Raw genomic sequence first — 26,832 nt, forward strand, 5'->3', positions numbered from 1 at the left:
TGATCAAGAGGTTGAAATCTTACGAATGAGCGAGTATATGAGAGAAAAACGTTGGCCCCAGAGGGAGTCTCCAGAGACTCTTATTTGGTGCCGAACACAGTGCATATGGGCATTCCACAAATAAGAGCCCCCAAAAGCTTCTAATTCAACTAAAAATGGTAAAGCCCCAATTTCTGAAGCCCCGTCCGCGCGGGAGAATTATACTGACAGGTGTCCGAATCCTGATTTAAACGGCTGACGAAGCAAATTCGACGCAGACAAYCTTWGCGGTAGATTCAGACGCCGTGCTCCGCACTTGAAGCTATTTCTTTGGAAGTTGATTCATTCGCTCCGTSCGCGCGGGCGAACCMTCTCGGGGTTCTCTCCCCAAGGCTCCAAGAACAAAAAAAGGAACATGTCTAATGACAATGTTCCTTTTTTCGTTCCGTATGGAGCCTAGGGGGATCGAACCCCTGACCTCATCGCTGCCAGCGATGCGCTCTCCCAGCTGAGCTAAGGCCCCTCAATGTCGCTCAATCAATGTCGACTTTTCGTATTATACATGAATTATTCAGCTCAAGCAAGCCCTGCATCGGAGAATTTTACTTTAGCATTTCTTCCATGCATAGCCATTTGACGTTTCTGTTGCAAAGGGCGGTAAACGTTGTTTTCAGCTGGTTATTCATGCTAACCTATTAGAATAAACTAGTTGATCGTGTAGGAGTGACGGAGAGTGTCGAATGCGGTGTTGTATTGGGTTTTCTTAGGTGCAGCTTTTGTAATTCCGTTTGTCATCGGTGTGTGGTTAATGCGGAAAACGAATCGATTAGGATTCTCTTTCTGGATAACAACAGCTTTGAATATAGCTATGACGTTGGCTGCTGCGTTTTGGTGGAAGTCTGTGACAGATGATCCGTTCCGCATGATGTTTGGGATGGCCTTTTATGGGGTATCTGCAGTAAATCTGATGGTTATTGAGTTTTTTGCTTTATTCAGCATTCGTAAGAAATTGAATCCTTAAGGGGAATGATTCACTATGTCGAAATCATATTCAAAATTTTATTTCTATTTTTTCTTGATTGCTGCCGTCCTTTGGATGGCGTTTATTTTTTTAAAGTCGGCAGAATCGTACCAGCAGCAGAGCTTGCGGCCGTTGTTGGAATCCAAGCTTTCGGGTGTTCAACTGATGAACTTATTCCCACATTGGGAGTTCTCCTATGACCACCAAAAGATCTCGTGGCAAGATCCTATCGGTGCCATCGAGTTTTTCATAAGAAAAGCAGGGCATGTTAGCGAGTACACTATCCTTGCCCTGCTCTGGTCCATAGCACTGCTGGCGAAGCCTGTAAAAGTGGTCATGGCACTGCTCACCTCCTCCATCATTTCGTTAGTTTATGCGGCTTCCGATGAATGGCATCAAACTTTTGTAAAGGGTCGAACGGGGCATGGGATTGATGTTGCGGTTGATGCCATCGGTATACTTCTGGCCGTTCTCCTTGTCCTAGTGGTTCTCTGGATAATAACTAGGATTAAACGAAGAAGAATAAGTTAGTTAGAAACATGTAGACTTTTCTTTTTTTAATCGATTTCCATTTCCAATGCTCGCGAGCTTCGCTTTCCAAATCTTGCTGCTGCCATTGCATCAGCTTCTCGGATACGTATAGATCTGTAGGTTGCATACGGTTCACCTTCCTTTCTTTTCCTGTTAGGTCTAGTTTACATCTAGAATAAGGGGAACAAAAAGAGTATAATTCTCTTTAACGATTTCCCCTTTTATGGAAAGGATGTTGAGTATGCAGCTTTTGACCCATTTCTTAGAGCTTCGGGCTAGTTTTGAACATGGGGTAGAACATGAACCACAACCAATAACGTTAGATGAACTGGCAGATAGATTGTATTGTACAACACGTAATGTAAAGATTTTGCTTAAAAAAATGATGGAGCAAGGCTGGGTATCCTGGAAGCCTGGAAGAGGAAGAGGTAATGTCTCCGAACTTACGTTTCTTGTTTCCTCTGAAGATATGATTTCAAAGCAGGCGATGGAGCTGGCGGGCCGAGGCGATTATAAAGGGACGATTGAACTGATACACCAATTGGGCAAGGGAGAGGGGCTGCAGGACTCTTTCATCGATTGGTTGTTCAGTTTTTTTGGTTATCGTGCAGTCGAACTTGAGGAGCGTTATAAGGACACACTACGGTTTCCAGTCTATAAGTGGTTGGTGACTTTGGATCCGGCGCACTCTTTTTATGCATTCGACTGTCATCTCATTAATCAAATATTTGACACGCTGATTGTGTATAATCCGCAAACAACGATCTTTGAGCCCCATTTGGCGCATTATTGGGAAGTTAGCGAGGATGGGTTACATTATACGTTCTATTTGCGAAAAGGCGTGCTGTTTCATCATGGCAGAGAGATGACGGCGTATGATGTTTTGTACACATTTTCGAGATTGATGGAGCTTGGCCTATCGGCGACTCAAGGTTGGATGGTCGAGAGTATTGAAAATATGACGGTGCTGAATCGAAGTGCGATTGCCATTGAGCTGAAGCAGCCGAATGTGCTCTTTTTGCAGCAGCTAGCGCATCCTTCTATGGCCATCCTCCCAGAGGATATTTGCCAGGAAAATGAGGGGATTTTCGGGCGTATGCCGATTGGGACAGGGCCGTTCAGGCTTGAACGAAATGATGATTATATTTGCAAACTTCGCGCTTTTGACAGTTATTTTGGGGTAAGACCGCATTTGGATCAGGTGGAAATCTGGCTTTTGCCGCAGGATATGTCCGAGGTTGGCCCTACTTGGGATATGGTGCAGGTGCTTTGTGACCATACGAATTCCCGTAAACCTGTTGGTGCCGTCGGTAAAGATACGGAATGGCACCAGATTGAGCAGTCGATTCTCGGCTGCAGCCTGCTCACTTTTAATCAGAATAAAAAAGGGCCACAGCAGGATACTCGATTCCGCAAAGCGATTGACCTGATTATGGATCGTGATCGAATGATTGAGGAGCTTGGAGGCTTCAGAGAAGCACCTGCCAGCAGTTTTTTACCGACGTTGGATCGCAAAGGAGCTGCCCCCGGTTATCGTACTGATTTCGTTGAGGCTAAGCGTCTTCTTGATGAAATGGGGTATGACGGTGAGCCCCTTCACATGTACATTTATAGTAACAACAACGAAGATGCGTTATGGATCTGTGAGCAATGTTTCAAAATTGGAATTAGGATTGAACTGACAACCCGGAGTAAGTCAGATATGATGGGGCTGGACACGATCCAAGAAGCGGATCTCATATTCTATCACATTTGTATGGAAAGCGATTATGACCTTCATATTATTCAGACGCTTAAGCAAAATAACAGCTACGTCCGCGCCCATTTAAATAGCGATCAAATGGCATGGGTTGATGCAGAAATCGATCAAATTCTCCAAAATGCAAGTCAAGAAGCGCGCATATGCAAGCTAAACGAGTTAATTGAAGTGCTTCAGGAGGAGAAATCGTTCCTCTTTGTGCTCCATCGTTCTCAGCAAACCACGTATCATGATTCGATCAAGGGAGTGAGCATTAACGATTTGGGTTGGGTTGATTTTCGAAAAATATGGTTCACTCCAAGCGTTTGATAAATCCTATAAAACTGGAAATACTCTACTTAATGATTGGTAACATTAGGAGGGTAGGACATGAGGAAAATTAAACAGGCGAACATTGTTCGTTTCACGGAACGTAATGATGTTCGGTGCGCCGATGTCGAAGTTAAAGCCGTTGGCATACAAGGGGTTTTACTAGCTGAATTCACGGCCATGAAAGATAACGATTTTGACATGAGACATGTGTATCGCAAAGACGCATCAAATGAAATCGACTGGTATGATAACAATTTGCATGAGGCGTTTAAAGATGTTTCTGAGGAATTGTTCAACAACAACGGGCTTGATAAGGAGTGGGGCGAACGAGAGACGTTCATAGAAGAGATCCTGTCGTTTGGTTCGATTCGTAAAGAGCTGGAAGAGCATTTTCGACGTACGCACGCAGCTTCGCTTTTTCATACAGACGATGTGGAAGATCAGACCTTTTTACATTAATAAAAAATAAACGACCGCTAAGGTCGTCTAGTATATGGTTCGTAGCGGCTTTCCATGGCGTGCCAGCGTGCGTTAGCCACGAAGAAACCAATGAAGAGGAAGACGAGAAAACGAATCGGCAGCCAAACCCATTTAAGCTCTTGAAAACTAAGAAATTCGATGACACTAAACAATAACGTGAGTCCGATGCCCCAAGGGAGCAGGCCGAATAGAATTAAATACTTGGATCTTCCCAATTGTTTTCTTTTGTTCCAAATTTCTTTACGTGGATCGCTCATGGATAAACTCCCTTTTTCTTTTCATTATAGCACCGCTTCCGAAAAATCTCGAATAAGTGGTCCATCTTTCAAATAAATAGGAAATAGTGGAAGCACTTAGCTGAAGGCTGGGTGCTTTTTCTTTGAATAGGGATGACCAAACTAGGAAGATTATGGTAGGATAAGGAAGTTGAAAGGAGGGTTTATCGTGCTTACCAAATTACTTGCTTTTGGTTTATTATGGCGTCTTGTTGGCAATCCGTTTCTTGCTCTTCTTATTTTAGTAGTCATTCTGTACGTGCTGGACAGAAGATTTATCGGGTTAACACCAAACATTTTTAAGCCATTTCAATTAAGCCGCAGAGCAACTAGATTGCGAAGTGACTTGCACGCTAATCCGCATAATACGTCAGCTAAATTGGAGTTGGCCAGGATCCTAATCGAGCGCAAAAAGTTCAGCGAAGCGCTTCCCTATTTGGAACAAACTCTGCCAATTATGGAAGAATCCGCAGACGTCCACTATGAGATTGGCCTTTGCCACCTTAAACTTGGGAATCTCATCAAAGGTGAAAGCTATATGCTCAAAGCGGTAGAATTAAATCCGCGCGTCAAATTTGGTGAAGCGTATTTACGACTTGGCGAAGCTTTGGCTCCTTCATCTCCAGAGAGAGCGGTGCAATTCATCGAGCAATTCCGCGACCTGCATTCTTCGTCGGTTGAAGCTTACTACCGTCTTGGCCAGCTGTACCAGCAGCTCGGCCGCGCAGAAGACGCCAAGCGCTCTTACCGCGAAGCGCTGGATATTCACCGCGGCTTGCCGCGTTACAGCCGCAGACAGCAGCGGCGATGGGCGCTATTAGCCCGCTTTAAATGAAAAAAAGGTTCCGCTCAATTGGCGGAACCTTTTCTTTGTGCACTCGTATACAGCCGTACGAGCAGCCAAGAGCCAAACAGTCCGATGAGAACCGACGCGACTGTGTGTAGATCGTAAAGCCAGAGCTGCTCCTGCACTGGAACGATGCGATCCCAGAGCGTTAATAGCGCGGGATGCACGAGGTAAATGCCGAAAGAAGCTCCGCCTAAGGCAGATAACGCGGCGCCGATCGGTGAGCCGCTCCCCAGCAGCTTACGACCCCACTGGATGAAGCAGAGCGGGATTGCCATACAATACAGGAGAAGTGCTAGCTCGAACCATGTATTTTCGATAGAAGCGAATCCGTATTCGTGGAGCAATAGCATCCCCACAAAAGCGACGCCTGCCAAGAGCATGAAGCTCCAAATCCAGCCTTTATAGCGGTTAGACCAAGAAACAATCGCTGCATAATGAATGCCCATGAAGGCCCCGAATGCAAATAGGGCTGCATAGCTTAGAAACAGTGAAGCGAATTCTGGAAGAGGATACACCCAATGATGAAAGCAGTAGGCAGCTGCTTGAATCCCAATACCTATCGGAATAAGTCCTTTACGAAACCGATGAGACCGTCTAGCAGCCGTCATCATCAGGGGGAATAAGAGATAGAACTGAACGATAATGACCATATAATAGAGATGATAGCTGGCATTTCCCGACATAAGCAGTTTGATCACGTGCACAACATCAAAATCAATGTTGCCATGAAATACAAATTGATTGAATAGGTAATAAAAAAGTGACCATAGGACATAGGGAATCAGAATTTTTCGCAGCCGTTTCGTCCAGAAAACCCGCGACATTCCAGGCTCCCACCGGTCGTAGTACGTATAAAATAAGACCACACCGCTGATCCAAATAAAGAGTGGTACGGTGAACAAACTGGCCTTGTTGAGGATGAAAAATACAGCGTGGGACGCAGTTCCTATCGGTAGCTGAGTCGCGTCTGAAGTACCATGAATGACGAGGACTGCAATGATTGCAATAGCGCGCACGATATCGATTTCGGTAAGCTTGGGCCTTGATAACATGTCTTTGACTCTCCTTTTTTCACTTTTTTCACTCTATCATGAAAGAAATGAGAGAACAATACGGTTTCCAAGAGAATCTGGCTTGGCTTGACGCTCCTCCGCACCCACGATAAACTGAGAGTAGAAGGAACCAAGTGAGAGTCAAGAGGGTGAATGAACGTGAGTTATGAATATGTCATGCAGGCTGTATTGTTAGTATTTCTGGTTATTATTACTTTTTTTGCAATGATGATTTGGACGAAATGGCGAAAAAGAGGACGGAGATAGCCCCATGTATTTTATTAATCATGAACAAATCAATCAAAGAATTCAGTTTCTGGCCGCTTTAGCTGATGCTAGCAAGCAATTAGAAGAGCAGTGGGCGAAAGGCACCAATGATCTTGTATGGCAGCTTGCGCAGGAGCGTGTTCTGCATTTAGCGATCGAGACAGTGACAGATGTTGGGAGCTTGCTGATCGATGCTTTTATACTAAGAGATGCCAGCAGCTATGAGGATATCGTGGAAATTGTACATGGAGAAGGCGCCTATTCAGAAACGTTGAAAGAGACGCTGCTTCAACTCGTGAAGCTCAGAAAGCCTCTTGTTCAGGACTATGTGGACTGGAACCGCCAGGAATTGAATCCGTTAATTCCGAAGCTTCCAGCTGCTTTTGAAGAATTTGCAGGGAGTGTTCGAGCGTTTATAAAGAGTGAATTGGAATAACATACATAGTTGTTTCTTAATTTACTTATTGTTAACAATGCTGTAAAATGAGACTTAAATGACAGTTCCGAGGTAGGTGAGAGCGTGAATCATACACTTGAGACATCCACGCGTAAAGTGATTCTTTCTATGCTCAAAACTCAGGGACCGCTAAGTGTCCATGATATTTCCAAACAGCTCGGAATTACGGAAATGGCCGTCAGACGTCATATCCAGTCTTTGGAGAAGGATGATCTGCTCGAAACGAAGCTTGTTCGGCAAGCCATGGGAAGACCGACTAACGTTTATACATTAGCTCCGCTAGCGGATGAATTGTTTCCCAAGAAATACATGCAATTGACGCTTGATTTGCTTGATGAGTTATTAGAAGGCGAAGGTCAAGAGAAGATCGAACGTCTTTTTGAAGGCAGGCAAGCTAAGCTTGAATCCCGGTATCAAGTGCGCATGAGCGAGAAAAACTTGGAAGAGCGGGTGGCTGAGCTAGCGCTTATTCAGAACGAGAATGGATACATGGTGGATTGGTCAGAGCTTGGAGAGGACACGTATATGTTTAGTGAACATAACTGTCCGATTACGCAGGTGGCGAATACATTTGCACAAGCTTGTCAGTGCGAGTTAGCCTTGTTTCGGAATTTGCTTAACGCGAAAGTGGAGCGAACGGAGTGTTTAGCGAAGGGTGCTAGCAAGTGTGTCTATATTATTAGTCAAAATAAATAACCATCAACCTCGGATATGGAGGAAGGTGGTTTTTTTGTTGTATAGAAGCTTAATCTGTATGGACGCGCGGGACAATCTGCCGAGAAGTCGACTTCCAGCTTCTCAGACTCTGTGGGCGAGTTAAGCGAAAGCTGAACCCTTATTAACATATAAAAAATATGTGTTTTGGGTTGGCGCGAACTTTAACAAGAAGGAGTAACGGTAATTGTGGTAAACCTGCAATTGTGCAGGCTTTTTTCTTTTGAATAGCTCCTATTGATAAATACCTGCAATTGTGCAGGCTTTTGCGGGCTTTTTTAATAACAGGATGGAAAACAAAAAAATTCCTGCATTTTAGCAGGCTTTTCTTCTTTTTAAACGATTTCAGCAAAAATATCTGCACTTTTGCAGTAATTGTGGCCTTTGAATAATAGTTCCTGTACGATCCGCGCTTATTCGGAACGGACGCGCAGGATGGTCTTGCTGAGAAGTCGATTTTCGGCTTCTCAGGCTCTACCGAAGAGCCTCGGCTCGCAGAGCTCTCGCTGAAAGCGCGTTTTTCGCTCTTATATGTTCGGGTGCTCCTGAATAAGCGCGTTTTCCGGCGTTTATATGTTCTTTTTCTTAGCGCGAAGCAGCAAGGAGGCTTGCAGCTTTATCTGTCACCCAATCGAAGCGGCCTGCTTCGATTTCTTTGAGATTAATTAAGGAGCCGCCGATGCCTAATCCATAGCAGCCAATGTTTAGGAATTGTTTGATATTCTCCTCCGTAACCCCGCCAACCGCTATCAATGGAATTTGGTCAAGAGGACCCATCAATTCTTTGATATAAGTGAGACCTAAGCTTGCACTCGGAAATACTTTAACAGCCGTAGCGCCTGCCTTCCATGCTTTAACGATCTCGGTTGGTGTCATTGCGCCTGGGAAAATCGGAATCCCCTCCGTACTAGCGTGGCGGATCACTTCTTCATCCATATTCGGAGTTACCAAGAACGAAGCACCAGCTTGGACTGCTTTCTTAGCATCCTCTAGATCAAGTACAGTACCAGCGCCAATAAACATGTGCTGACCCGATTTATCCTGCAGCTCACTAATCATACGAAGAGCCCCTGGTGTATTGAGGGTGACCTCCATGACAGTAATCCCGCCTTTAAGAAGTGCGTCAGCTAAAGAAAGAATATGGGCTTCTTGCACACCTCGAACGATAGCAATGATACGGGTGCGTTCGATTTCTTTAAGTCCTTGCTCTCTGTTCATCTTAATCCTCCAAGTTTTCTAGTTTGATTTGTTTTCATTATGACAGGTCTCAGAAATTTTTCCAGCTTTTTTGTGTCAAAACAAGCTGCGCCTGCCTATACTGTAGTAAATCATAGGCATTCGTCTAGAAGCCGCCATCCACACGCATAGCTTTTAGGTCCAGGAGGTGCCCGTCATGACATGGATAGAGATAAGTATCGTCAGTTCAGCAGTTGCTTTTATCGTACTCGTCGGCTTTGCCATTCGCGTGTTGAGGACCATTGTGCAGATATTAGGCAAGGTGGGTGATACGGCTGCTCAAGTTAGGGAAAACTTAGCTGAGACTGCAGAGCAAGCGGAGCAATTGATGACGAAGGTAGGGCTGCTCACCGAAGAGGTGCATATGCAGATACTTACCTTAGAGACGAGTATCCAATCTGTGGAGAAGGCAGGAGCTGCTATAGGGGATGTCGCTTCTGCACTTCGCAAAGCCTCACGTGTGATGAACGAATCGATTCAAGGTGCGGAAAAGGTTGTACATACCCACCAGAAGCGAATCCAAGACGCCATGGAGTGGGCAACGACGGGATTTGAGCTGTGGCAAAGATGGCAAGCGTATCGGAATGCCAAATCAGACAATTAAGGAGTGGATTTCTCATGTCCAATGAAAAAAAAGGTAAAGATCTTCTCATCGGCGCGATTGTTGGAGGCATACTAGGAGCGGCAACTGCGCTTTTGTTTGCACCGAAATCCGGCCGTGAATTGAGAAGTGATATTGCAGATCAAGCCCAAGTGGTTAGCGACAAAACGGTGCAAATCGCAACCAACGTAAGTCAAAAAACGCAAGAAGTTGCGAAAACCGTGAGCACAACAACATCGGAACTATATGGAAAAGCAAAAGACACAGCCGTAAACGTCGTGGATAGTGTTCGTTCCTGGAAAGAGTCCAAAAGTGACGAAGAGCTGGACTCCCAAGAGGAAGAAGTAAGCGAGGCTGCGGAAGATTTGGTTATTCTAGGAAATCGTTAAAACCAAAAAAGCAGGAAGCTCCGAGAATAGAGCTTTCTGCTTTTTCCTTTACCACTTGGAAGGATCAATTTTACGAATATCTAGACCTTCCCAGACGTTCTTAATGTTCGCCGTTTCTGGATGATCGAAGAGAAGCCACGCTGTAGGGAGGTAACGTTCCCCGTATTCACTTGATGGCTTGTTGATGATCTCATTCTTATGAACGAGTACCGTTGAGGCGCCGCCATCTAAATTCGCTGCCGTTACAGCGCCATGCTCTAGGAATATCTGCTGTACATCATACAGCGTCGCTCCTATGCTATGCTTCTGTCTGCCATCGATGATAGCGAATAGAATGGAGCCGTCTTTGGTCTGCGCCATACTGGTCCGCGGAGCAATCCCCCAGCCATCGGCTTGGCTCTTAATCTGCCCAACCCCATTCACGATGAACCGAGGGCTGAACGAAACAGCTTCCTGTACACCCATGTCCACAAGCTCGGAAACCTTATATTTACCTGCAATCATGCGGCCTTCTTTATCGATACCAACCACTTGCACAGTGCCGTTCATACCTTTGTCATTATAAAAGATTTTGCCTCCGGAGATGACGATGCCTTCAGGCTGGAAGCCGTTCCCTTCCCAATTGGGATCGATGAATCCTCCGCCATTAACACCAAGAATCGCTCCGGTTCTTTTGACCATAGAGGAAACTTTTTCCCCTTTACCTGCTTTCTCAGGTACGGCAATTCGAAGCTTTTTCGGATCCGAAATCGTGACGAGCTGTCCTTTGAAATTTGTCCCCGAAATTGGTTCTATGGTGACCAAATCTTTCTTGGCAACGACTGGGGTAAGGGGGGAGTTATGATCAATTTCGACGAATCCTTTATCTTTCTCATCGCCCATTTTGTCGAACTCCTCCCAATATGCTTCGACGCGCTTCTGTAGCTCTGTAGATCCTATCAAATATTTGGCCCACTCCCGGTGTTGGGTAGTAATTAAGGTGTCAGCCATCATTAATCTTACATTCGAACCCGAGGAAGTAAGGAAAAACCAACATAAGGACATCACAGAAAGCAAGGTAAACCCAAGTACCCCATACACGATAAAGCTCATTCCCGCAGATCTCTTGCGTTTAACTTTCGTTAGACGAGTAGACTGCTGGGAAGTGGTTTGTTGTACAGCCATGTTTTCTTTACCTATCCTCTCTGCCAAATAATCAATCTAACCATCCTTATAAATAAACGAAAGAAAAGGAGGAAAAGTTTCATAAATGACTGAACTTTTCTCCTTTTTCTGGTAAGTTAAGAATTTATATGCTTTGGGTGACCGAGAGGTTACCCTTTATTCCTAAATAGGCCGCTTTAAAGTCTGGAAACGTGAATCCGTTACGGCGTTACGGTCGTATTGAAACTCCAATCCCATTCCCGTGTTATTCGCTACGCTGCGGATGATTAACTCATGGTATTTCTTCTGCCGAATCGCTGCGATAACGACAAATTTGCTGACACCTAAAGGATCGAAGTAGAGTTTTCCTTCTTTTTCGATGTATTTCTGAACATGATTTAGGTTGACGAATAAGTCAGTATCCATCTTCTTAAATCCTTGCTCTTCGAGTTTATCTAGAAAATGACTGAAATCCAATAATGAATTCACACTTCGGCTAACTTTGCCAATTCGTGTGTGGTACGTAATTTCCTTCGTACTAACTTCGATAAACAGTGTATCCGACATAGGGACTAGCTCCTGCTCATTGGTTGTCTGTACGTCCTCTTTTTCGAGATACCCGGCTTTCTCCATAAGTTCCGTATATGAAAAGTTGTAGGCATCCGACAGCTTTTTCAGCGTGACAGGAGAGGGTTTGATTTTCTCATTGGTCGAACGATTCCGCTCTAGTTCAAGGTCTCTGATGTAGGCATGTGACAGTCCGCTTTTATGAGCCGCTTCACGCAAAGACATCTTACCCCGCAAGCTTTCCAAAAATTTACCGAATCCTTCAAATTGTTTCATAATAACGTATCCCTCCATATGCTTTTAATTGTAAATGAATTCGAATGAAATGAACATCTTTAAGGCGCGAATTGGTGCCATTTTCCTCAAAACCCAGCCAAAAACCGCCACGTGCATATTTAAGCGCTCAAATTGGTAAATTAGTAGCAATATCTTGGAAAGAGGCTGATGGCATGGCAAGAGACTTACCCATAGGAAACGGAAATATACTCATTAATTTCGACGCTGCTTATAATATTCGTGACATGTATTACCCTTTAGTAGGTCAAGAGAATCAATCTAGCGATCATCTTTCACATTTTGGCATTTGGTGTCCGGAAGGATTCTTCTGGATTGACGATCCAGAGGTTTCAAAAAAGCTCAATTATTTGGACGATTCGCTTGTTACTAACGCTGTTTGCGCCCATGAAAGGTTAGGTCTCAGCTTCGTTATTCGTGATGGGGTCGATGTTCAGCAGAATGTGTTTTTACGCAAAGTGAAGATAGAAAACCGCTTTGATACGGAAAGAGAAATTAAACTGTATTTTCATCTGGATCTTCAAATCTATGGAAATGGCGTCGGAGATACGACTTATTATGATCCTGAGTTGAATTCCCTTTTATTTTATAAGGGACATCGTTATATGTCACTCTCTTGCTTGTCCCCAGACGCAGAGAAATCAATGCCTAGCGGATATGCAACGGGGCAAAAAGGGATTCACGGCTTGGAAGGAACATGGCGTGATGCTGAAGACGGTCATCTAGGGGGAAATGCCATCGCGCAAGGATCTGTTGATGGTGTGATTGAATTGACGATGAAACTACCGCCAAAAAGCGCTAAAGATGCTTGGTTCTGGGTCTGTTTCGGACGTACGAAGCAGGAGGTAGAACGTTTAGAGCGATTGCTTCGGACAGCAACCCCGCAAAAGTTATTACAACGAACTCACGATCATTGGGTGAAATGGGTGAATCAAGATGCCCACCAGCTCTCACTGCTGAAGCCTGATTTGGAGTCATTTTATAAGCGATGCTTGTTGATTACCCGAACAAACGTCGACAATCGTGGGGCTATCATTGCGGCGAATGATTCGGATATTTTGAAATTTGCCAAGGATACATACTCGTATATGTGGCCGCGTGATGGCGCTTTGGTGTCACATGCGCTAGACCGGGCAGGGTATTACGAATTATCTAGGAAATTTTTTGATTTCTGTATAAAGGTGCTAACTCCTGAAGGCTATCTGATGCACAAATATAACCCTGACAGTTCTGTAGGCTCGAGCTGGCATCCCTGGGTGGATAGTCGGGGGAATAAGCAGCTTGCGATTCAAGAGGATGAGACAGCTCTCGTGCTGTATACGTTATGGCATCACCATAAGCTGGCTGGAACGATAGCGAACTCACGTGAGGATTATGAGAAATTTGTGAAGCCCGCAGCGGACTTTCTCGTTCGTTACCGGGATGCATCCGGACTCCCTTTGCCTTCGTATGATCTCTGGGAAGAGCGTTATGGTGTACTAGCCTTCACGGTGTCATCGGTATATGCCGGTCTTATAGCAGCAGCGCGTTTTGCCGAATATCATCAGGATAAAGTACGCTCCATCTACTATGCAGATATCGCAGGTCAAGTGAAGAAAGCAGCCGAACAGTATCTGTATGCTCCAGATCAGAATCGCTTTTTGCGGGCTTTATATTGGAATTATGAACAAAATACGTACGTCCCGGACTATACGCTGGATATGAGTATGTACGCACTATTTGATTTCGGCTTGTTTGAGCTTGAAGATCCGCGGATTGTGGCAACAATGAAGATTCTGAAAGAGAAATTGTGGGTACAAACTGAAATCGGCGGTATTGCCCGCTATGAGAATGACTATTATCATCAAGTCACCAATGATGTAGCTAAAGTACCGGGCAATCCTTGGTTTATATGTACCCTTTGGTACGCAGAATGGCTGGTGGCGTCTGCCAAAACCGTTCAGGACTTGTTGGAAGCGGAGAAATTGATGCGTTGGGCTATTCTACATGCTGCGCCTTCAGGCGCTATGGCTGAGCAAGTGCATCCTTTCACAGGAGAACCTATGTCCGTTTCACCACTGACTTGGTCCCATGCTTCCTTTATTAAAGTGACGCAAGAATATTTGTCGAAATTAAAGCTATTAACCTCGAAGGGAACGAAGCAGGCGGTTGATGCGAGTGAGGATAAAATACTGGAACCCGTCGTTCATTAGTTGGGAGGAGAGGAAGTCATGAAGGCAGTTCGTGTCAAGCAGCTTCGACAGGGGAATCCGACTATTCAGCTTGAAAATGTGCAGGATCCCGTGATTGCAGGGCCTCAAGAAGTCATTGTAAAGGTGCTGGCGGTTGGCCTCGACGGCACGGACAAGGAAATTCTACAGGAGAAATACGGCGTTCCTCCGGAAGGTGAAGATGATTTGACCACGGGGCATGAGTCTCTAGGGGTTGTGACGGAAGCCGGGGCGGATAGTGGATTCCAACTTGGGGATCTTGTAACCGCCATTGTAAGACGGCCTTGTAGAAATCAAAGCTGCGTCAATTGCCGCAATGGTCATTCGGATTTTTGTCAGACCGGTGAGTTTGTCGAACGGGGCATTAAAGGGGCTCACGGCTTCCTCTCTGAGTATTACAAAGAGGAAGGTCGATATTTGGTTCAGGTGCCGAAGGAATTGCTGAGGCAAGGGATGTTAGTCGAGCCGCAGAGCATCGTTGAGAAAGTTTGGGACCAAGTGCTGCGGGTCCAGCAGCGGCTGATCTGGGAGCCGAGAACTGCGCTCATACTCGGGTCTGGACCGCTTGGTTTGCTCGCTGCAATGACCTGCCGCCTGCTGGGGCTGGAAGCGTATGTCTGGTCCAAATCTCCGCAGGACAGTCTACAAGCGCAGCTTGTGAAGGACAGCGGAGGTGTGTTTAAGGAGGCCGGCGCTGACAATGGCAGCGCGGCGACTATGACGGCTTATGCTGAGGGCCTCGGCAAGCCGATAGATCTGATCCTCGAATGCACGGGCTACAGTCCGCTAGCCTTCGAGGCCATGTCTGTTCTAGCGCCAAACGGAGTTTTGGCGCTGCTGGGTGTCACGCCAGCGGACCGTAAGCTGGAGATTTCGTCCGACATGCTCAACCAGAGCATGGTGCTGGAGAATAAGTGCGTGATCGGCTCGGTCAATGCTTCGCGCAAAGATTTCGAGACCGCCATTTACCGCTTACAGCAAATGGAGAAGCAGTTTCCAGGCTGGCTCGACCGCCTGGTTACGAATAGGATGACTTTGGAAGACGTGCCAAAGCTGGATTTTAAGACCATACCGATCAAAGCCGTTGTAGATATTGTTCCCGCGGAACAGTGGGATGATCTCGTGAAACAAACGAATGAAGTGGTATATAGCTTCTCCGTTTAATGGGAGTGGCCAAGCAGACTTATTGATGCCTGCTTGGCCATTTATCGTTCTTGTTAGACTTCCTTTGGCAATTTTTTTATAATAAGGAGGAAGGGGAGGACGAGCATTGATGTCAAACAAATGGTTACGAGATAATGGCATGCACCTATCATGGCTTCTAGCATTAATTGCCACATTGGGAAGCTTGTATTTCTCAGAGATTATGAACTTTATTCCTTGTAAATTATGTTGGTACCAACGCATTCTTATGTACCCATTAGTTGTCCTATTAGGGATTGCAGCCGTGCGCAGAGACTACAAATTAACCATCTATGTGCTGCCGCTGACGATCTGGGGAGCTTGTATTTCCACCTACCATGTTCTGCTGCAATCGGGTGTATTTCACGAATCAGCAACAGGCTGCGGCCCGATACCATGCGATGTCGATTATTTGAATTGGCTGGGCTTCATCACGATTCCAATGCTTGCCGGAACGGCTTTTATCCTCATCACGATTCTTCAATTTATGACGTATCGAGCTACGAAATAAACAACTTTTACCTGAAATAGGCAGGGGATTTGTCTAGCGCTGTCGAAATGTATACGTAAGTATTCATTCCAAAACGAGGTGCTACAATGACGTCAATTTCCAAAAGTGCTGCACTACTGATCGTTCTAAGCGCATCATTGATCGGTTGTGCAGACAAAAGCCTGCTATCCCCAGACTTGAGTCAAGCCCAAAATGCTGCGCCACAAGCAACAACAAGTCCAGCGGCGACTCCAACTCCTAAATCAACCGTTAAACCCATACCTACATCTCAATCTACACCTGTCCCCAGTGAGACACCGAAGCCAACAACGGCTTCTGAGCCAACTGCAACACCAAAGTCAGCAGTGGTAGGCAACTTTTCCAAAACCAAGTCAGTGACTGCCGATCACGTGCCTTATTCCTGGTACTACATGAAAAAGAAAACGGGGCAAGTTCCTGATTTTCCAAAAGAAACAAAATCCTTCACAGCGGACCAGAAAGCGGTTTGGGTTGGGACCGGTAAAAAGGTCTATTTAACGATCGATGCGGGAGGTCCCTTGATTGAAGTCGATCTCATGCTTAAATCGCTGAAAGAAAACGGCGTGAAAGCAAACTTTTTTATATCAGGTAATAACATTAAAAAAAATCCGGATTATTTGAAAAAGCTCGTAGCTGATGGTCATTTCATTGCCAATCACACGATGACACATAACGACTTTAATGACATGTCTGATGATCAAATTAGAAAAGAAATTACGGATTTTGAAGCTTTATATAAAAAAATTACGGGTAAAGAAGTCGAGAAATATTTCCGCTTTCCTTATGGGCATTACAATCTACATAATTTGAATTTAGTATCCAGTATGGGCTATACCTCTGTGTTCTGGTCTACAGCTATGCGGGATTGGGAACCGAGAGCCAACGGTGCGGAAGATCCATACAATGATATTATGAATAATTTGCATGATGGCAATGTGATATTGATGCATCAGGGATCTTTAGAAAATATGCAGGCGCTGTCTCGTATCTGTAAAGAGATCAAGAAGAAAGGCTATGAATTCGGAATTGTGAGTGAACTGCATTCCTAAATAGTACCTGTCTGACGAGAAATCTGATGCGTTCACCTAGGTACCTTTCAGCTTGGACGCTCATATCCTATCCATGTGGTTACGTATTTCATTAACCGGCAAAGGATGCGGATAGGTGTGCAGCAAGCGATAGCCGTACTGGACTCCGGAGTCGGAGGATTAACTGTAGTAAAAGAACTTATGAGACAGCTTCCGCAGGAAAAAGTGATTTATTTCGGAGATACGGCTCGAAGTCCGTATGGTCCCCGATCTGCTGGAGAAGTAAGAACCTTCACTCGGCAAATCGTCGAGTACTTAATTCAATTTAATCCAAAAATGATCGTTATCGCTTGTAATACAGCAACAGCAGTGGCTATTGAAGACATTCGTGAGCGGGTATCCATTCCCGTGATTGGCGTCATTTTGCCTGGAGCGAGAGCCGCAATCAAAACTACGCGAAGCGGTGTTATCGGAGTTATTGGTACGGAAGGAACGATTCGCAGCAATGCCTATGAATATGCGTTAAGGTTGATTTCGCCGAACATTCAAGTATATAGCGAAGCTTGCCCGCTGTTAGCGCCGTTCGTAGAAAGAGGGCTTTTCGGTGCGGATAGTGCAAACGCAATTGTTGAGCAATCACTCAGACAACTAATCGGCAAGCCGATAGATTGCTTAATCTTAGGCTGCACCCATTACCCCTTCCTAATGGAGACCATCTCTCGCGTCATGGGACCGGATGTGACCTTGATTTCTTCGGCAGACGAAACGGCAAGAGAGATCAGCACGATCCTATACCACCGCGACATACTGGCCTCATCGGGTCAGTTGCCTATCCATCAATTTTTTTGCAGCGGCGAGCCAGAATTATTTAAACATATTGCTCAGATTTGGCTGAAAGAGCAAATTTCTATAACGCCTGTCGTTTGGCAGGTGCATAATATTTTATAAGTGAAGCGAATAGACCCTAATGGGGTCTATTCTTATTTCTAGAAGAATCAAAGCAGGGTAAGTGGTTGTGGCATAACTCTAAAATTCGATTTTAGAGTCGTTCAGCGGCTCTGTGAGGGGAGATGAGCTTTCGTGGAATAGGGATTCATTCTTCCGCAACCTCAACTAGTGAGCATATATGATTATGTTCCGCATGATTCGAAGTCTGCGGGCATAATCATAGCCATACGAACTAAGTAAATGGGCTGTGAGGTGGTCGTGTGTTAGGATACGGGTATTGGACACTTTGTGAAGAACTGAATCGGCTCTGCAAGATATATCCTTTTCTTCATGTAGAAGAGATAGGCGCAAGTGTGATGGGGAAAAGCATACCAGCTCTGCGAATTGGTCAAGGTGCGAAAGAGATTCATTTCAACGCAGCGCTGCATGCGAATGAATGGATAACGACACCGCTATTAATGCAATTTGTGGAGGATCTTGCATGCTCCTATGCAAGAGGGACGGCCTGGCATGGCAGCAACATTAGACGTCTCTTATCAGAGTATTCACTTTGGGTGGTACCGATGGTGAACCCAGATGGTGTGGAACTTGTTCTGTCTGGTGTTACCGAGGAACATCCCTTCCGAGAGCAGCTGTTGGATTGGAATGGAGGATCGCTTGATTTCAGAAATTGGAAGGCCAATATTCGTGGTGTTGATCTCAATGACCAGTTCCCTGCACACTGGGAAGAAGAGGCAATACGTAGAGAGAAGACAGGACCTGGTGAGCGTGACTACGGTGGTGAGGCACCGTTAACGGAGCCGGAGGCAGCAGCATTAGCTCAATTTACAGAGTGTCATGACTTTGAGCTTGTCGTGGCGCTCCATACTCAAGGTAGGGAGATTTATTGGAATTATCGCGACTATGAGCCGCCGGAATCTGAGGCATTTGCCGAGCGGTTAGCCCTAGCGAGCAACTATGAAGCGGTTAAACTGACGGACAGTGACGCGGGTTACAAAGACTGGTTCATCCAACAATTTCGTAGACCCGGTTTTACTGTTGAAGTAGGATTTGGGGTAAACCCCCTGCCTGTAGAATCCTTCGCAGCACTCTATGAGGAATTGGTTCCGATCCTATTGACAGCCATGGAATTTTAAAATTTGCCATAGACAAGTATATCGAACTTAAGCATGCTTCCCAAGAACCGTTCCGCCCAGACTTCATATACTGAAGGAAGGAAACTGTTGGGAGGCGTGGATATGGCACCACCTAAAGGGAAAGGCAAGGCATCCAAGAAGAAAGAACTTTCATCCAGAGTGCAATACACGATGAGGCTTGTGGAATCGTCCACATGTGCAGTTTGTAAGACTCCGTGCACAAGAGGACTTCGGTATTTGGCCATGATGTCTGAGCCAGGAGCCGTTGGGAAAGGCGTTCCGTGTATTTTGACAAGAAGAAAAGTCAACTAATGCAAAAGTCCACGCCTCGTTATCTAAGGCGTGGACTTTCTTCATTGCGGGATATGTTCGCTTGGGATGGAACACTTATTTTCTATAAAACGAATTTGATTCTCAAGTCGATTCCGATGCTCTTCTTGTTCTTTGTCTGACGAGTCTGCTTGCCCTTGGAATTGTTCAAGTTCTTGTTTTAAACTATGCAGGTCAGAGCCCGCATTCGCACAGTCATAGTTGCTTTCTAGCTGATCGAGCATATATCGGCCTCCTGATATGGAATATCGTTATTTCTTATTACCGTGCTTGTTGCTTTTTTGATCATTTGTTCGTGTCGTTGTATTTTGTCTGGAATGCCCTTGCTGCTTATGACTTTCTGACATTTGGTTGTTCACTCCTTCAGATGTAGGATTTTGGGCGGTGCGAGATTATTATAAGCATTCGGCTGAATTTGATACGATAAAAATGAGATATTCCGAAACAATTCTTTCTGAAAATAGAAAAAAGCCCCGCGAGCGATTTAAAATCGTTCGTCAGGGCTATGTTCGTGAGTATGGATTAATGGTTAGGTGGCAGCAATTTATCTTCTAAGGATTGTTTGACCTTCTTGATAGCATCTGTCTCTAATTTGTGGTTTTGGTTAAATTTAGTACCTGTCAATGCAAGCGCTTCCTTAACAGTCATTTCTACACGAATCAATTCATCACCTTGCGGGATTTGCACGGAATTGTTGGGCATTTGTATCACTCCTATGTCAACTTTTTGAAGTGGAAACCTTGATTTGACGCACTTTTAATATAACACACCATGTTAGGTTAAACAAGGGTTATTAAGACCTATTTTAGAAAAAAGAATGTCGGAACCTCAGGTTAACATTTTGCTTTTTTCGGCAGCAATGACCGTATGTTTGAGCAGCATCGCGATGGTCACCGGGCCTATTCCAGCGGGCACAGGAGTAATTGCGCTAGCCTTCATATGGCAAGCCTTATAATCAACATCGCCAACATTCCCAGCATTGTATCCGGCATCCATTATGATTGCGCCTTCCTTAATCCATGCTCCTTGAATAAATGCAGGTTTACCAACGGCTGCAACGACAATATCAGCTAATCCGATGAGAAGGGGGAGATTCTTTGTTTTAGAATGGCAAATGGTGACGGTTGCGTTTCGATTCAGCAGCATAAGTGATACGGGTTTTCCTAGAATAGGACTCCGACCAACGATTACCGCGTGTTTGCCTTCAATTGGAATCTGATAATAATCGAGAATGGCTAGAATGGCGGCTGGGGTACAGGATGGAAAACTGGCCATTCCAAAAGCATTTTGAGCAAAGCCCTGCATGGTAACACCATCCACATCTTTTTCTATCTGAATGGCTTCGAACACGGCTCTTTCATCAATATGATGCGGGACCGGATGCTGCAATAAAATTCCATGGACCTGAGGATCCGCGTTTAATTGTAGAATAACAGCAATAAGCTCCTCTGTTGTAGTTGCTTTATTTAGGTGAATTCGTCTGGAATCAATGCCTAGCCGCTTGCAAGCGCTGCTTTTCATACGTACATAGGTTTCCGAAGAAGGGTCATCGCCAACAAGTATCGTAGCTAAACATGGTAGGATACCTCTTGCAGTTAGGTGGTTGATTCTTTCGACCAATGTTTCTTTGATTGTTTTCGCGACACATGTACCGTCCAAAATTAATTTATCAGCATTCATTTTACCCTCAACCCTTCATTTGTTTGTAAAAACACAAAGAGGTAAGAGGGATGAATCCCCCTTACCTCTGCCCAGGCGTACGGCTGTAACATCAATGTGCTTCCTCATGGGTATCCATGCTTCGCCAGTCACACATCAACTTTTAATTGATCTAATCATAATGGCAGGTTATGGAATAAGCAACTCTTAAATTGATTTTGTTGATAGCCCTCGATCAACTATATGTGGTCCAGTCACCGCCGATGAAGGCTTGAAGTTTTGGGTTGCTTCTGAGAATGATAAAAGCATTCTGAGCGGTTTCAGGATGCCAAGAAAGAGCAGCCTTTACCCACTGCTGAGAACCCTTAGCCACAGCCACTTTTGTTGACGTCATCTGTGTATGGGGGACATAGTTCTGCGGCTTCCCAGCGCTCCAGAGCTCGACTGTCAGCTCCGTAGCTTCCGAAGCATCAGCAGCAGCTCAATGCCGTCAAAGAACGGATATGCCGGCACGAGAAGCGCCACATGCGCTCAGGGCGTCATATGCTTTGTATCAACCTTTACAAGCACTCTCGCCTAAAGTCTGCGCAAGCCGTATTTTCAATAATTAAGGTCCGCTATAAGGTAATTTACCTTGAACATACTCATCCTCTGGCTTACGAATCCAGCGTTGCAGGTAGCCTTGCGTATACAGAGCTTTGATTAGAATGATCAGTACAGGCGAAAGGATGACCCCTGCAAATCCAAAGAGGGAAAGGGATATAATCATGAAGGCTAAGGTCGTAAAGGCCGATACTCCGAGTGATTCCCCAGTAATCTTTGGCTCCATAATTTGTCTGACGAGGATGACGACCAAGAGTAAGCTACTTAGCCAGATCGCTAGGGTCGTTTGCCCAACAATAAACAGGTAGATGATCCATGGAATGAACAAGGTGGATACGCCGAGCAGCGGCAGTACATCGAAGATGCCTGACAATAGCGCGATGGAGAAAGCGTTGTTAACTCCGAGCAGGAGCAAGGCGAAAAATATAACAACGAACGTCAAAGAGATCAGTTTGGATTGCGCTTTTATGTAGGAGACGATCCCCTTCACGACATTTTCTTTGAGAAAAAAGAAGACGGATTTGAAGGTTTTTGGTGTTTTTTCACCTGCAAGGCGTTTCCAAGAATCAATTTCAATGCTGAGGAAGTAGGCTAAGATAATCCCGACGATGAAGTTGAACATGAAGGTTGAGAAGGATGTCAACGAGGCTGCCAATCCAGATAAGAAAGCAATGATAAACTTAGAAGCATTGCCGGCGAATTGCCCAGCATAATCTTTGGCTTTCGCAATAACGTCAGGTGGCAGAGTTTGGAATCGGTCATTCAATTCGCTAATTTTATGTACAATTTGATCGTTAAAAATCGCTTGATATTCATCCACCTTATCGACAAGGCTCATGATCTGGCTGGTGAAAATGACAGCGGCACCGGTCAGTGCGCCAAGGATAATAAGGACGAATACTAAGGTCGAAATCGCCGAAGCGATTGACTTGCGTATCCCTTTGCGATGCAAAAACCTAGCAAAAGGCTCGATCATCATGAAAATGATCAGAGCCAGAAAGATAGGGGTAGCGATGCGATACAGGTAACTAAATAACAGCATGAATAAATAGACGGTTAGAACAATGAGAGCAATGTCAAAGGCTGTTCTCCAATATTTCTTGTAAAAAGAAATCATGCATGTTCCTCCGGAATCTTTATTGTTCGGTTAAAATGATCGGTCCTTGACTTGTAATGGCAATTGTATGTTCATATTGAGCGGACAAGCTGCCATCATAAGTCCTTGCTGTCCATCCATCTTGATCTACTTTGGAATGATATTTACCGATATTTAGCATCGGTTCAATCGTGAAGACCATGCCTTCTTTGATCCGCGGCCCTTTGCCTGCAGGCCCATAATGAGGCACTTGCGGCTCTTCATGCATCTCGGAGCCAATGCCGTGTCCGACAAAATCTCTTACTACGGAAAAACCATGCGATTCCGCGTAGACCTGAATGGCATGAGCTACATCGCCGATACGGTTGCCGGGAACGGCTTGCTCAATTCCTTTGTATAGAGATTCTTTCGTTACTTGCAGCAATTTCTCGGCAACCGGAGAAACGTTACCTACAGCGTAAGACCACGCGGAATCAGCCAACCAACCATCTATACGTACAACCATGTCAATGGTTACAATATCGCCGTCATTCAGGGGTTCCTTCTTGGGAAAACCGTGACAGATCACATCATTGACCGATGCACAAGTAGCATATGGATAACCGTGATACCCTTTTTGCTCAGGAGTGGCTCCGTGCTTAGTTAGAAAGCCTTCAACGAATTGGTCGATTTCCCAGGAAGTAATACCAGGTCGGATCATTTTGGCAATTTCTTTATGGCAATCAGCCAGGATACGACCTGCTCTGCCCATTTTTTCAATTTGTTCTTTGGTTTTGATTGTAATCATCAAGCTCCACTCCTCTGGTGATAGTCCCTAATTAGTCATTATGTCCATTTTGCTGACCATAACTTCATTTCTTTTATTATTTGATGCAAATCCTGGCCTTTCGGTGTCAAGGTATACTCGACCGTAACAGGAACAGTAGGGTAAGCCATTCGTTCCAAAACCCCATGTTCCTCGAGGTGACGAAGGATATCCGTTAATGATTTAGGGCTGACTCCAGTTATCTGGCGCTGCAGCTCGCCGAAACGCTTCGTTCCGCAAAATAATTCGCGAAGTACGAGAAAAGCCCATTTTCCGCCAATAACTTCAAGTGTTCTTTCAACCGAACATTCGATTTCTTTGGGTACTTTAGGAACATAGTTGCTGAGTGGAGCGACTTTTTCATTCTCTAGGGTTGACATAAGACCGCTTCCTTTCAAATTGAATGTATGGAACTAACTTTTATGTAAGTTAGTTTCTTCAATGTAATTAGTGCTCTTTGTGCTCACTACTATGTATTTTAAAGTTCGTTTAGTGAATTAGCAAGAAGTAAGGGTGACTTGGGACAAAGGTTGATTTCGTGCCTTAGATTCTTTACAATAAGAAATAAAAATTAAAGTTTCAGGAGATGTGTACATATGAACGTCAAAATTTCACGCAATGCAGCTAAAGTACTTCAGTTGGAGCTTGATAAAGAAGAAAACAAAGGATTATTGGTTCGCGTACAAGTGACTCATTCACACGGTGACCATGCTCACTATGGTTTGGGTCTTGACGATAAATCAGAAAATGACGTCCTTGTAAGTACGGATAAAGGTATTGATGTTATTCTTGAAAAAAATGAACCTTTGCTGGATGGCATCCGTATTGATTACTTCTACACACCAGAAGAAGGCTTCATGATTACGAACCCAAGCAAGGGGAATCACGGAGATCACTAATGCGCAATGATATTCGCATTTGTGATAAATGCAAACATATGAAGGTGAAGACTGCCCTTTCTAAAATAAGAGTCATTGCACCTGATGCTGAAGTCAAAGTTGCCTGCAAATCATATTGCGGTCCTTGTTCCCGATTTGCATTTATTTTTATTAATGGACGCTATGTGACAGCAACAACTGAAGACGAAGTGATTGAAAAGGCCAAAAAGTATGTAAAATAAGAAAAAGCATCCGCCCACTTTGGGATTGGATGCTTTTCTTCTTTTCAATAGGATTAAGCATGAACAGCTGATTTCTCTAACAGCTTGCGAATTTGGCTGTCTATTTTGCTTGGTGAAGTAGTAGGGGAGAAGCGTTTAATCACGTTGCCTTGCTGATCAACTAGAAACTTTGTGAAATTCCACTTAATGCTTGAGCCGAGTAGACCTGAGGCCTGCTTTTTCAGGTATTGATAAAGGGGATGGGCGTCTGCGCCGTTCACATTGATTTTGGAGAACAACGGAAAGTTAACACCGAAATTGATTTGGCAAGCTTGCTCGACTTGAGCGTCGTCGCCGGGTTCCTGGTCCTTAAACTGATTGCATGGAAATCCTAACACGCTAAAACCTTTTTGCTTATATGTGTCATGGAGCTCTTGAAGTCCTTTGAATTGAGGAGCAAATCCGCACTGCGTAGCGGTATTCACAATAAGCAGCACTTGACCTTGATAATCGGCTAGAGACTTTTCTTCACCGCGGATCGTGCGAACTGTAAATTGATGAACGTTCAAAAGGATCACCTTCTTCATTTTATTTTACAAGATTTAATCGTACACAACTTTAAAGGGTTTGAAAAGCTTTTTTTTAGTAGATAAAGGTTTTCTCATCATTTACATTTTTTTTATATCCCTCTGACACTCCACGAATATATAAGCATTATGCTTATCACAGTGAAAGTTTATTAGATGATGGAGGGTTACTATGAGGAGATTACTCAGAAGAAGACGACTGCTTATTGTACTTGCGGCCATTTGTGCCGTTTCTACAACAACTGTCGTATCCGCAGGACAAGCTACGTTGGAGGCTATTGCTGTGAAGTTTCAGCTAACCTCTGGTGGGAAAACGCTTACGCTTGATAAAGATCCCGTTGTCATTAACGGAAGCACATATATTCCTCTTCGTACCATTGGTGAAGCGCTTGGCAAACAAATCGAATGGAATGAATGGAATCAATCCATCTCACTCAAAGATATTCCTAAAGTGACGGGTAAATTTGAGTGGAAAAATGCTCCTATACTTGATAAAGGTATTCAAGAAGGCGGTTTTTCAGGTCTTATTCACTTACCTAAAGATGCTGCTGATACGTTCTATACGTTGGCGGATCGTGGACCGAACGGTGAAGTAGGTAAAGATAAACTTCGCACATTCCCGATTGATAACTATATTCCACGTATTTATAAATTCAAAATTACGAACGGAAACATTGAAATCTTGGAAACGATCAAACTATCGCTTCCGGATGCCAAATTAGATAAAGTAAGCAATAGCAAATACATAACAGGACTGCCGAACTTGGCTGGAATCGATGAATTGCCGTACGATGAGAAAGGTGTTACGAAGCTGGCGTATGATCCGGACGGTCTTGATCTGGAAGGTATCGCGTACAGCCCTGCTGATGATACATTTTGGATTTCAGATGAGTACCGCCCATCTATTCTACAAGTGAAACGTGATGGCACGATTCTAGGGCGTTACGTCCCTAAAGGCGCTAAGGACAAGCTCGTTCAAGCCGGTGCTCAAACGCCAATTATGGATACACTGCCTGAAGTATACAATACGCGTATTTCCAACCGTGGATTCGAAGGGGTGACGATTTCCCCAGACGGCAAATTTTTGTACACGTCCATTCAAAGTCCAATGGCAAATCCAGATAAGAAAACAGGGGAGTCTTCCAGAAATCTGCGTATCCTCAAAATGGACCTAGCCACGAAACAAATCGTGGGCGAGTACGTTTATGTGGCTGAACAAGCTGGGATGTTCGTCAAAGTGAACCAAAAAGATATCGTGATCAGTGATCTCTCCGCACTATCCAGTGATGTGCTGCTAGTTGATGAGCGTGATAAGAATGCGGGTGCTGATGCACAGCTGAAACGAATTTACAGATCTGATTTCTCTAAGGCTACGAATATTTTAGGAACAGATACAAGCAAAAACCTGGAAAGCCTATCCATTCAGCAGCTCAAAGACCAAGGTATTCAACCAGTGAGCAAAGAATTAATTGTGGATATTGCCAAACTAGGATACCCATATGAGAAGATTGAAGGCTTGACGGTTGTTGACAAAAATACAATTGCGATTGTAAACGACAATGACTTCGGTATTAGCTATGATGATAAAGGCGTATTGACACTAACAAACGCACCAACTCAATTACAGCTTATTCAAGTTTCAGACGATTTATCTACGAAATAAAAGTAAACGAAAACGAAAACCCAGCTCATC

General features: G+C 44.6%; 32 protein-coding genes, 1 tRNA gene and 1 riboswitch. Of the genes, 19 read left to right on the plus strand and 14 right to left on the minus strand.

Annotation, left to right across the window (positions count from 1 at the left end; all coding sequences use genetic code 11):
* Positions 1-429 precede the first annotated feature (429 nt).
* A tRNA-Ala gene (locus tag ASG93_RS00005) sits at positions 430-502 on the minus strand.
* 210 nt (positions 503-712) lie between these two features.
* On the opposite strand from ASG93_RS00005, the gene ASG93_RS00010 reads away from it, so the two are divergent.
* A complete protein-coding gene (locus ASG93_RS00010) occupies positions 713-1,000 on the plus strand; it encodes a hypothetical protein (RefSeq protein ID WP_056827580.1) in 288 nt (95 codons plus the stop codon).
* A gap of 15 nt (positions 1,001-1,015) precedes the next feature.
* Positions 1,016-1,531, plus strand: a complete 516-nt coding sequence (locus ASG93_RS00015) for a VanZ family protein (protein WP_056827582.1) — start codon at positions 1,016-1,018, stop codon at positions 1,529-1,531.
* Here ASG93_RS00015 and ASG93_RS34710 read toward each other — a convergent pair.
* The gene (locus ASG93_RS34710) at positions 1,509-1,658 is read right to left on the minus strand and encodes a hypothetical protein (RefSeq protein WP_156410745.1); all 150 of its coding nucleotides are present in this window, start codon (positions 1,656-1,658) and stop codon (positions 1,509-1,511) included. The two genes, ASG93_RS00015 and ASG93_RS34710, sit on opposite strands and share 23 nt — an antisense overlap.
* A gap of 114 nt (positions 1,659-1,772) precedes the next feature.
* Here ASG93_RS34710 and ASG93_RS00020 point away from each other — a divergent pair, with 114 nt between their 5' ends.
* A complete protein-coding gene (locus ASG93_RS00020) occupies positions 1,773-3,599 on the plus strand; it encodes an SgrR family transcriptional regulator (protein ID WP_056827584.1) in 1,827 nt (608 codons plus the stop codon).
* Positions 3,600-3,659: 60 nt separating this feature from the next.
* On the plus strand, positions 3,660-4,061 hold the full coding sequence (locus ASG93_RS00025; RefSeq protein WP_056827586.1) for a hypothetical protein: 402 nt from the start codon (positions 3,660-3,662) through the stop codon (positions 4,059-4,061).
* Between the two features lie 17 nt (positions 4,062-4,078).
* Here ASG93_RS00025 and ASG93_RS00030 read toward each other — a convergent pair whose 3' ends face one another.
* On the minus strand, positions 4,079-4,339 hold the full coding sequence (locus tag ASG93_RS00030) for a hypothetical protein (protein WP_056827588.1): 261 nt from the start codon (positions 4,337-4,339) through the stop codon (positions 4,079-4,081).
* A gap of 187 nt (positions 4,340-4,526) precedes the next feature.
* Here ASG93_RS00030 and ASG93_RS00035 point away from each other — a divergent pair, with 187 nt between their 5' ends.
* The gene (locus ASG93_RS00035; protein ID WP_056827590.1) at positions 4,527-5,192 is read left to right on the plus strand and encodes a tetratricopeptide repeat protein; all 666 of its coding nucleotides are present in this window, start codon (positions 4,527-4,529) and stop codon (positions 5,190-5,192) included.
* Positions 5,193-5,206: 14 nt separating this feature from the next.
* Here ASG93_RS00035 and ASG93_RS00040 read toward each other — a convergent pair whose 3' ends face one another.
* A complete protein-coding gene (locus ASG93_RS00040) occupies positions 5,207-6,259 on the minus strand; it encodes an acyltransferase (protein WP_056827592.1) in 1,053 nt (350 codons plus the stop codon).
* Between the two features lie 271 nt (positions 6,260-6,530).
* On the opposite strand from ASG93_RS00040, the gene ASG93_RS00045 reads away from it, so the two are divergent.
* The gene (locus ASG93_RS00045) at positions 6,531-6,962 is read left to right on the plus strand and encodes a DUF86 domain-containing protein (protein ID WP_056827594.1); all 432 of its coding nucleotides are present in this window, start codon (positions 6,531-6,533) and stop codon (positions 6,960-6,962) included.
* 84 nt (positions 6,963-7,046) lie between these two features.
* Positions 7,047-7,679: a helix-turn-helix transcriptional regulator gene (locus tag ASG93_RS00050; RefSeq protein ID WP_082614623.1), complete on the plus strand. Its 633-nt coding sequence runs from the start codon at positions 7,047-7,049 to the stop codon at positions 7,677-7,679.
* A 603-nt stretch (positions 7,680-8,282) separates the two neighbouring features.
* On the opposite strand, the gene ASG93_RS00055 is transcribed toward ASG93_RS00050, so the two are convergent.
* Positions 8,283-8,915: a bifunctional 4-hydroxy-2-oxoglutarate aldolase/2-dehydro-3-deoxy-phosphogluconate aldolase gene (locus ASG93_RS00055; protein WP_056827596.1), complete on the minus strand. Its 633-nt coding sequence runs from the start codon at positions 8,913-8,915 to the stop codon at positions 8,283-8,285.
* 175 nt (positions 8,916-9,090) lie between these two features.
* On the opposite strand from ASG93_RS00055, the gene ASG93_RS00060 reads away from it, so the two are divergent.
* Together ASG93_RS00060 and ASG93_RS00065 are read left to right on the plus strand one after the other, a co-directional pair.
* Positions 9,091-9,537: a DUF948 domain-containing protein gene (locus ASG93_RS00060; RefSeq protein ID WP_056827598.1), complete on the plus strand. Its 447-nt coding sequence runs from the start codon at positions 9,091-9,093 to the stop codon at positions 9,535-9,537.
* Positions 9,538-9,551: 14 nt separating this feature from the next.
* Positions 9,552-9,923, plus strand: a complete 372-nt coding sequence (locus tag ASG93_RS00065) for a YtxH domain-containing protein (protein WP_056827600.1) — start codon at positions 9,552-9,554, stop codon at positions 9,921-9,923.
* Positions 9,924-9,971: 48 nt separating this feature from the next.
* Here ASG93_RS00065 and ASG93_RS00070 read toward each other — a convergent pair whose 3' ends face one another.
* Both ASG93_RS00070 and ASG93_RS00075 read right to left on the minus strand, forming a co-directional pair.
* Positions 9,972-11,087, minus strand: coding sequence for a phosphodiester glycosidase family protein (locus ASG93_RS00070; protein ID WP_056827602.1), 1,116 nt, complete (start codon positions 11,085-11,087; stop codon positions 9,972-9,974).
* A gap of 162 nt (positions 11,088-11,249) precedes the next feature.
* Complete coding sequence (locus ASG93_RS00075; protein ID WP_056827604.1) at positions 11,250-11,909, minus strand: helix-turn-helix domain-containing protein; 660 nt, start codon at positions 11,907-11,909, stop codon at positions 11,250-11,252.
* 173 nt (positions 11,910-12,082) lie between these two features.
* Between ASG93_RS00075 and ASG93_RS00080 the strand changes: the two genes are divergently transcribed.
* The 7 genes from ASG93_RS00080 to ASG93_RS00110 all read left to right on the plus strand — a co-directional run bounded on the left by ASG93_RS00080 (position 12,083) and on the right by ASG93_RS00110 (position 19,272).
* Positions 12,083-14,119: a glycoside hydrolase family 15 protein gene (locus ASG93_RS00080; RefSeq protein WP_056827606.1), complete on the plus strand. Its 2,037-nt coding sequence runs from the start codon at positions 12,083-12,085 to the stop codon at positions 14,117-14,119.
* Positions 14,120-14,137: 18 nt separating this feature from the next.
* Entirely contained in the window at positions 14,138-15,301 is a 1,164-nt protein-coding gene (locus ASG93_RS00085) for a glucose 1-dehydrogenase (RefSeq protein WP_056827608.1), read from the plus strand.
* A 109-nt stretch (positions 15,302-15,410) separates the two neighbouring features.
* Entirely contained in the window at positions 15,411-15,830 is a 420-nt protein-coding gene (locus ASG93_RS00090; protein WP_056827610.1) for a disulfide oxidoreductase, read from the plus strand.
* A gap of 86 nt (positions 15,831-15,916) precedes the next feature.
* Positions 15,917-16,897: a polysaccharide deacetylase family protein gene (locus ASG93_RS00095; RefSeq protein ID WP_056827612.1), complete on the plus strand. Its 981-nt coding sequence runs from the start codon at positions 15,917-15,919 to the stop codon at positions 16,895-16,897.
* Between the two features lie 117 nt (positions 16,898-17,014).
* Complete coding sequence (gene racE, locus ASG93_RS00100) at positions 17,015-17,824, plus strand: glutamate racemase (RefSeq protein WP_056827615.1); 810 nt, start codon at positions 17,015-17,017, stop codon at positions 17,822-17,824.
* A 260-nt stretch (positions 17,825-18,084) separates the two neighbouring features.
* Positions 18,085-18,960 carry a M14 family metallocarboxypeptidase gene (locus tag ASG93_RS00105; RefSeq protein ID WP_056827617.1) on the plus strand — a complete coding sequence of 292 codons (876 nt, stop codon included), beginning with the start codon at positions 18,085-18,087 and terminating at the stop codon, positions 18,958-18,960.
* A 102-nt stretch (positions 18,961-19,062) separates the two neighbouring features.
* A complete protein-coding gene (locus tag ASG93_RS00110) occupies positions 19,063-19,272 on the plus strand; it encodes a hypothetical protein (RefSeq protein WP_029199363.1) in 210 nt (69 codons plus the stop codon).
* Positions 19,273-19,313: 41 nt separating this feature from the next.
* On the opposite strand, the gene ASG93_RS00115 is transcribed toward ASG93_RS00110, so the two are convergent.
* The 6 genes from ASG93_RS00115 to ASG93_RS00140 form a co-directional block, all read right to left on the minus strand.
* A complete protein-coding gene (locus ASG93_RS00115; protein WP_056827619.1) occupies positions 19,314-19,514 on the minus strand; it encodes a hypothetical protein in 201 nt (66 codons plus the stop codon).
* A 298-nt stretch (positions 19,515-19,812) separates the two neighbouring features.
* On the minus strand, positions 19,813-19,992 hold the full coding sequence (locus ASG93_RS00120; protein ID WP_056827621.1) for a hypothetical protein: 180 nt from the start codon (positions 19,990-19,992) through the stop codon (positions 19,813-19,815).
* A 126-nt stretch (positions 19,993-20,118) separates the two neighbouring features.
* Positions 20,119-20,970 carry a bifunctional 5,10-methylenetetrahydrofolate dehydrogenase/5,10-methenyltetrahydrofolate cyclohydrolase gene (locus ASG93_RS00125; protein WP_056827623.1) on the minus strand — a complete coding sequence of 284 codons (852 nt, stop codon included), beginning with the start codon at positions 20,968-20,970 and terminating at the stop codon, positions 20,119-20,121.
* A gap of 62 nt (positions 20,971-21,032) precedes the next feature.
* A riboswitch (ZMP/ZTP riboswitch) is annotated at positions 21,033-21,112 on the minus strand.
* A gap of 444 nt (positions 21,113-21,556) precedes the next feature.
* Positions 21,557-22,669, minus strand: a complete 1,113-nt coding sequence (ytvI, locus tag ASG93_RS00130) for a sporulation integral membrane protein YtvI (RefSeq protein ID WP_056827625.1) — start codon at positions 22,667-22,669, stop codon at positions 21,557-21,559.
* A 19-nt stretch (positions 22,670-22,688) separates the two neighbouring features.
* A complete protein-coding gene (map, locus tag ASG93_RS00135) occupies positions 22,689-23,435 on the minus strand; it encodes a type I methionyl aminopeptidase (RefSeq protein WP_056827626.1) in 747 nt (248 codons plus the stop codon).
* A 38-nt stretch (positions 23,436-23,473) separates the two neighbouring features.
* Positions 23,474-23,833 carry a winged helix-turn-helix transcriptional regulator gene (locus ASG93_RS00140; RefSeq protein WP_029199371.1) on the minus strand — a complete coding sequence of 120 codons (360 nt, stop codon included), beginning with the start codon at positions 23,831-23,833 and terminating at the stop codon, positions 23,474-23,476.
* 216 nt (positions 23,834-24,049) lie between these two features.
* On the opposite strand from ASG93_RS00140, the gene ASG93_RS00145 reads away from it, so the two are divergent.
* Entirely contained in the window at positions 24,050-24,352 is a 303-nt protein-coding gene (locus ASG93_RS00145) for a hypothetical protein (protein WP_056827628.1), read from the plus strand.
* Entirely contained in the window at positions 24,352-24,573 is a 222-nt protein-coding gene (locus tag ASG93_RS00150; protein ID WP_056827630.1) for a DUF1450 domain-containing protein, read from the plus strand. The genes ASG93_RS00145 and ASG93_RS00150 overlap by 1 nt, the downstream gene beginning before the upstream one ends.
* Before the next feature lie 53 nt (positions 24,574-24,626).
* Here the strand turns inward: ASG93_RS00150 and ASG93_RS00155 are convergent, their stop codons facing one another.
* Positions 24,627-25,121: a glutathione peroxidase gene (locus tag ASG93_RS00155; RefSeq protein WP_200984423.1), complete on the minus strand. Its 495-nt coding sequence runs from the start codon at positions 25,119-25,121 to the stop codon at positions 24,627-24,629.
* A 190-nt stretch (positions 25,122-25,311) separates the two neighbouring features.
* On the opposite strand from ASG93_RS00155, the gene ASG93_RS00160 reads away from it, so the two are divergent.
* A complete protein-coding gene (locus ASG93_RS00160) occupies positions 25,312-26,802 on the plus strand; it encodes an esterase-like activity of phytase family protein (protein ID WP_056827634.1) in 1,491 nt (496 codons plus the stop codon).
* Positions 26,803-26,832 lie beyond the last annotated feature (30 nt).

It is taken from the genome of Paenibacillus sp. Soil787, from assembly GCF_001429545.1.
Lineage (GTDB): Bacteria > Bacillota > Bacilli > Paenibacillales > NBRC-103111 > Paenibacillus_E.

Excerpts from the sequence above, each read along its gene's own strand:
- ASG93_RS00045 (WP_056827594.1), top strand. The coding sequence starts at position 6,531 with ATGTATTTTATTAATCATGAACAAATCAATCAAAGAATTCAGTTTCTG.
- ASG93_RS00095 (WP_056827612.1), top strand. The coding sequence starts at position 15,917 with ATGACGTCAATTTCCAAAAGTGCTGCACTACTGATCGTTCTAAGCGCA.
- ASG93_RS00030 (WP_056827588.1), bottom strand. The coding sequence starts at position 4,339 with ATGAGCGATCCACGTAAAGAAATTTGGAACAAAAGAAAACAATTGGGA.
- ASG93_RS00115 (WP_056827619.1), bottom strand. The coding sequence starts at position 19,514 with ATGCTCGATCAGCTAGAAAGCAACTATGACTGTGCGAATGCGGGCTCT.
- map (WP_056827626.1), bottom strand. The coding sequence starts at position 23,435 with ATGATTACAATCAAAACCAAAGAACAAATTGAAAAAATGGGCAGAGCA.
- ASG93_RS00085 (WP_056827608.1), top strand. The coding sequence starts at position 14,138 with ATGAAGGCAGTTCGTGTCAAGCAGCTTCGACAGGGGAATCCGACTATT.
- ytvI (WP_056827625.1), bottom strand. The coding sequence starts at position 22,669 with ATGATTTCTTTTTACAAGAAATATTGGAGAACAGCCTTTGACATTGCT.
- ASG93_RS00090 (WP_056827610.1), top strand. The coding sequence starts at position 15,411 with ATGTCAAACAAATGGTTACGAGATAATGGCATGCACCTATCATGGCTT.
- ASG93_RS00020 (WP_056827584.1), top strand. The coding sequence starts at position 1,773 with ATGCAGCTTTTGACCCATTTCTTAGAGCTTCGGGCTAGTTTTGAACAT.
- ASG93_RS00145 (WP_056827628.1), top strand. The coding sequence starts at position 24,050 with ATGAACGTCAAAATTTCACGCAATGCAGCTAAAGTACTTCAGTTGGAG.
- ASG93_RS00025 (WP_056827586.1), top strand. The coding sequence starts at position 3,660 with ATGAGGAAAATTAAACAGGCGAACATTGTTCGTTTCACGGAACGTAAT.
- ASG93_RS00015 (WP_056827582.1), top strand. The coding sequence starts at position 1,016 with ATGTCGAAATCATATTCAAAATTTTATTTCTATTTTTTCTTGATTGCT.
- ASG93_RS00110 (WP_029199363.1), top strand. The coding sequence starts at position 19,063 with ATGGCACCACCTAAAGGGAAAGGCAAGGCATCCAAGAAGAAAGAACTT.
- ASG93_RS00080 (WP_056827606.1), top strand. The coding sequence starts at position 12,083 with ATGGCAAGAGACTTACCCATAGGAAACGGAAATATACTCATTAATTTC.
- ASG93_RS00120 (WP_056827621.1), bottom strand. The coding sequence starts at position 19,992 with ATGCCCAACAATTCCGTGCAAATCCCGCAAGGTGATGAATTGATTCGT.
- ASG93_RS00060 (WP_056827598.1), top strand. The coding sequence starts at position 9,091 with ATGACATGGATAGAGATAAGTATCGTCAGTTCAGCAGTTGCTTTTATC.
- ASG93_RS00075 (WP_056827604.1), bottom strand. The coding sequence starts at position 11,909 with ATGAAACAATTTGAAGGATTCGGTAAATTTTTGGAAAGCTTGCGGGGT.
- ASG93_RS00070 (WP_056827602.1), bottom strand. The coding sequence starts at position 11,087 with ATGGCTGTACAACAAACCACTTCCCAGCAGTCTACTCGTCTAACGAAA.
- ASG93_RS00150 (WP_056827630.1), top strand. The coding sequence starts at position 24,352 with ATGCGCAATGATATTCGCATTTGTGATAAATGCAAACATATGAAGGTG.
- ASG93_RS00040 (WP_056827592.1), bottom strand. The coding sequence starts at position 6,259 with ATGTTATCAAGGCCCAAGCTTACCGAAATCGATATCGTGCGCGCTATT.
- ASG93_RS00160 (WP_056827634.1), top strand. The coding sequence starts at position 25,312 with ATGAGGAGATTACTCAGAAGAAGACGACTGCTTATTGTACTTGCGGCC.
- ASG93_RS00065 (WP_056827600.1), top strand. The coding sequence starts at position 9,552 with ATGTCCAATGAAAAAAAAGGTAAAGATCTTCTCATCGGCGCGATTGTT.
- ASG93_RS00125 (WP_056827623.1), bottom strand. The coding sequence starts at position 20,970 with ATGAATGCTGATAAATTAATTTTGGACGGTACATGTGTCGCGAAAACA.
- ASG93_RS00140 (WP_029199371.1), bottom strand. The coding sequence starts at position 23,833 with ATGTCAACCCTAGAGAATGAAAAAGTCGCTCCACTCAGCAACTATGTT.
- ASG93_RS34710 (WP_156410745.1), bottom strand. The coding sequence starts at position 1,658 with ATGCAACCTACAGATCTATACGTATCCGAGAAGCTGATGCAATGGCAG.
- ASG93_RS00055 (WP_056827596.1), bottom strand. The coding sequence starts at position 8,915 with ATGAACAGAGAGCAAGGACTTAAAGAAATCGAACGCACCCGTATCATT.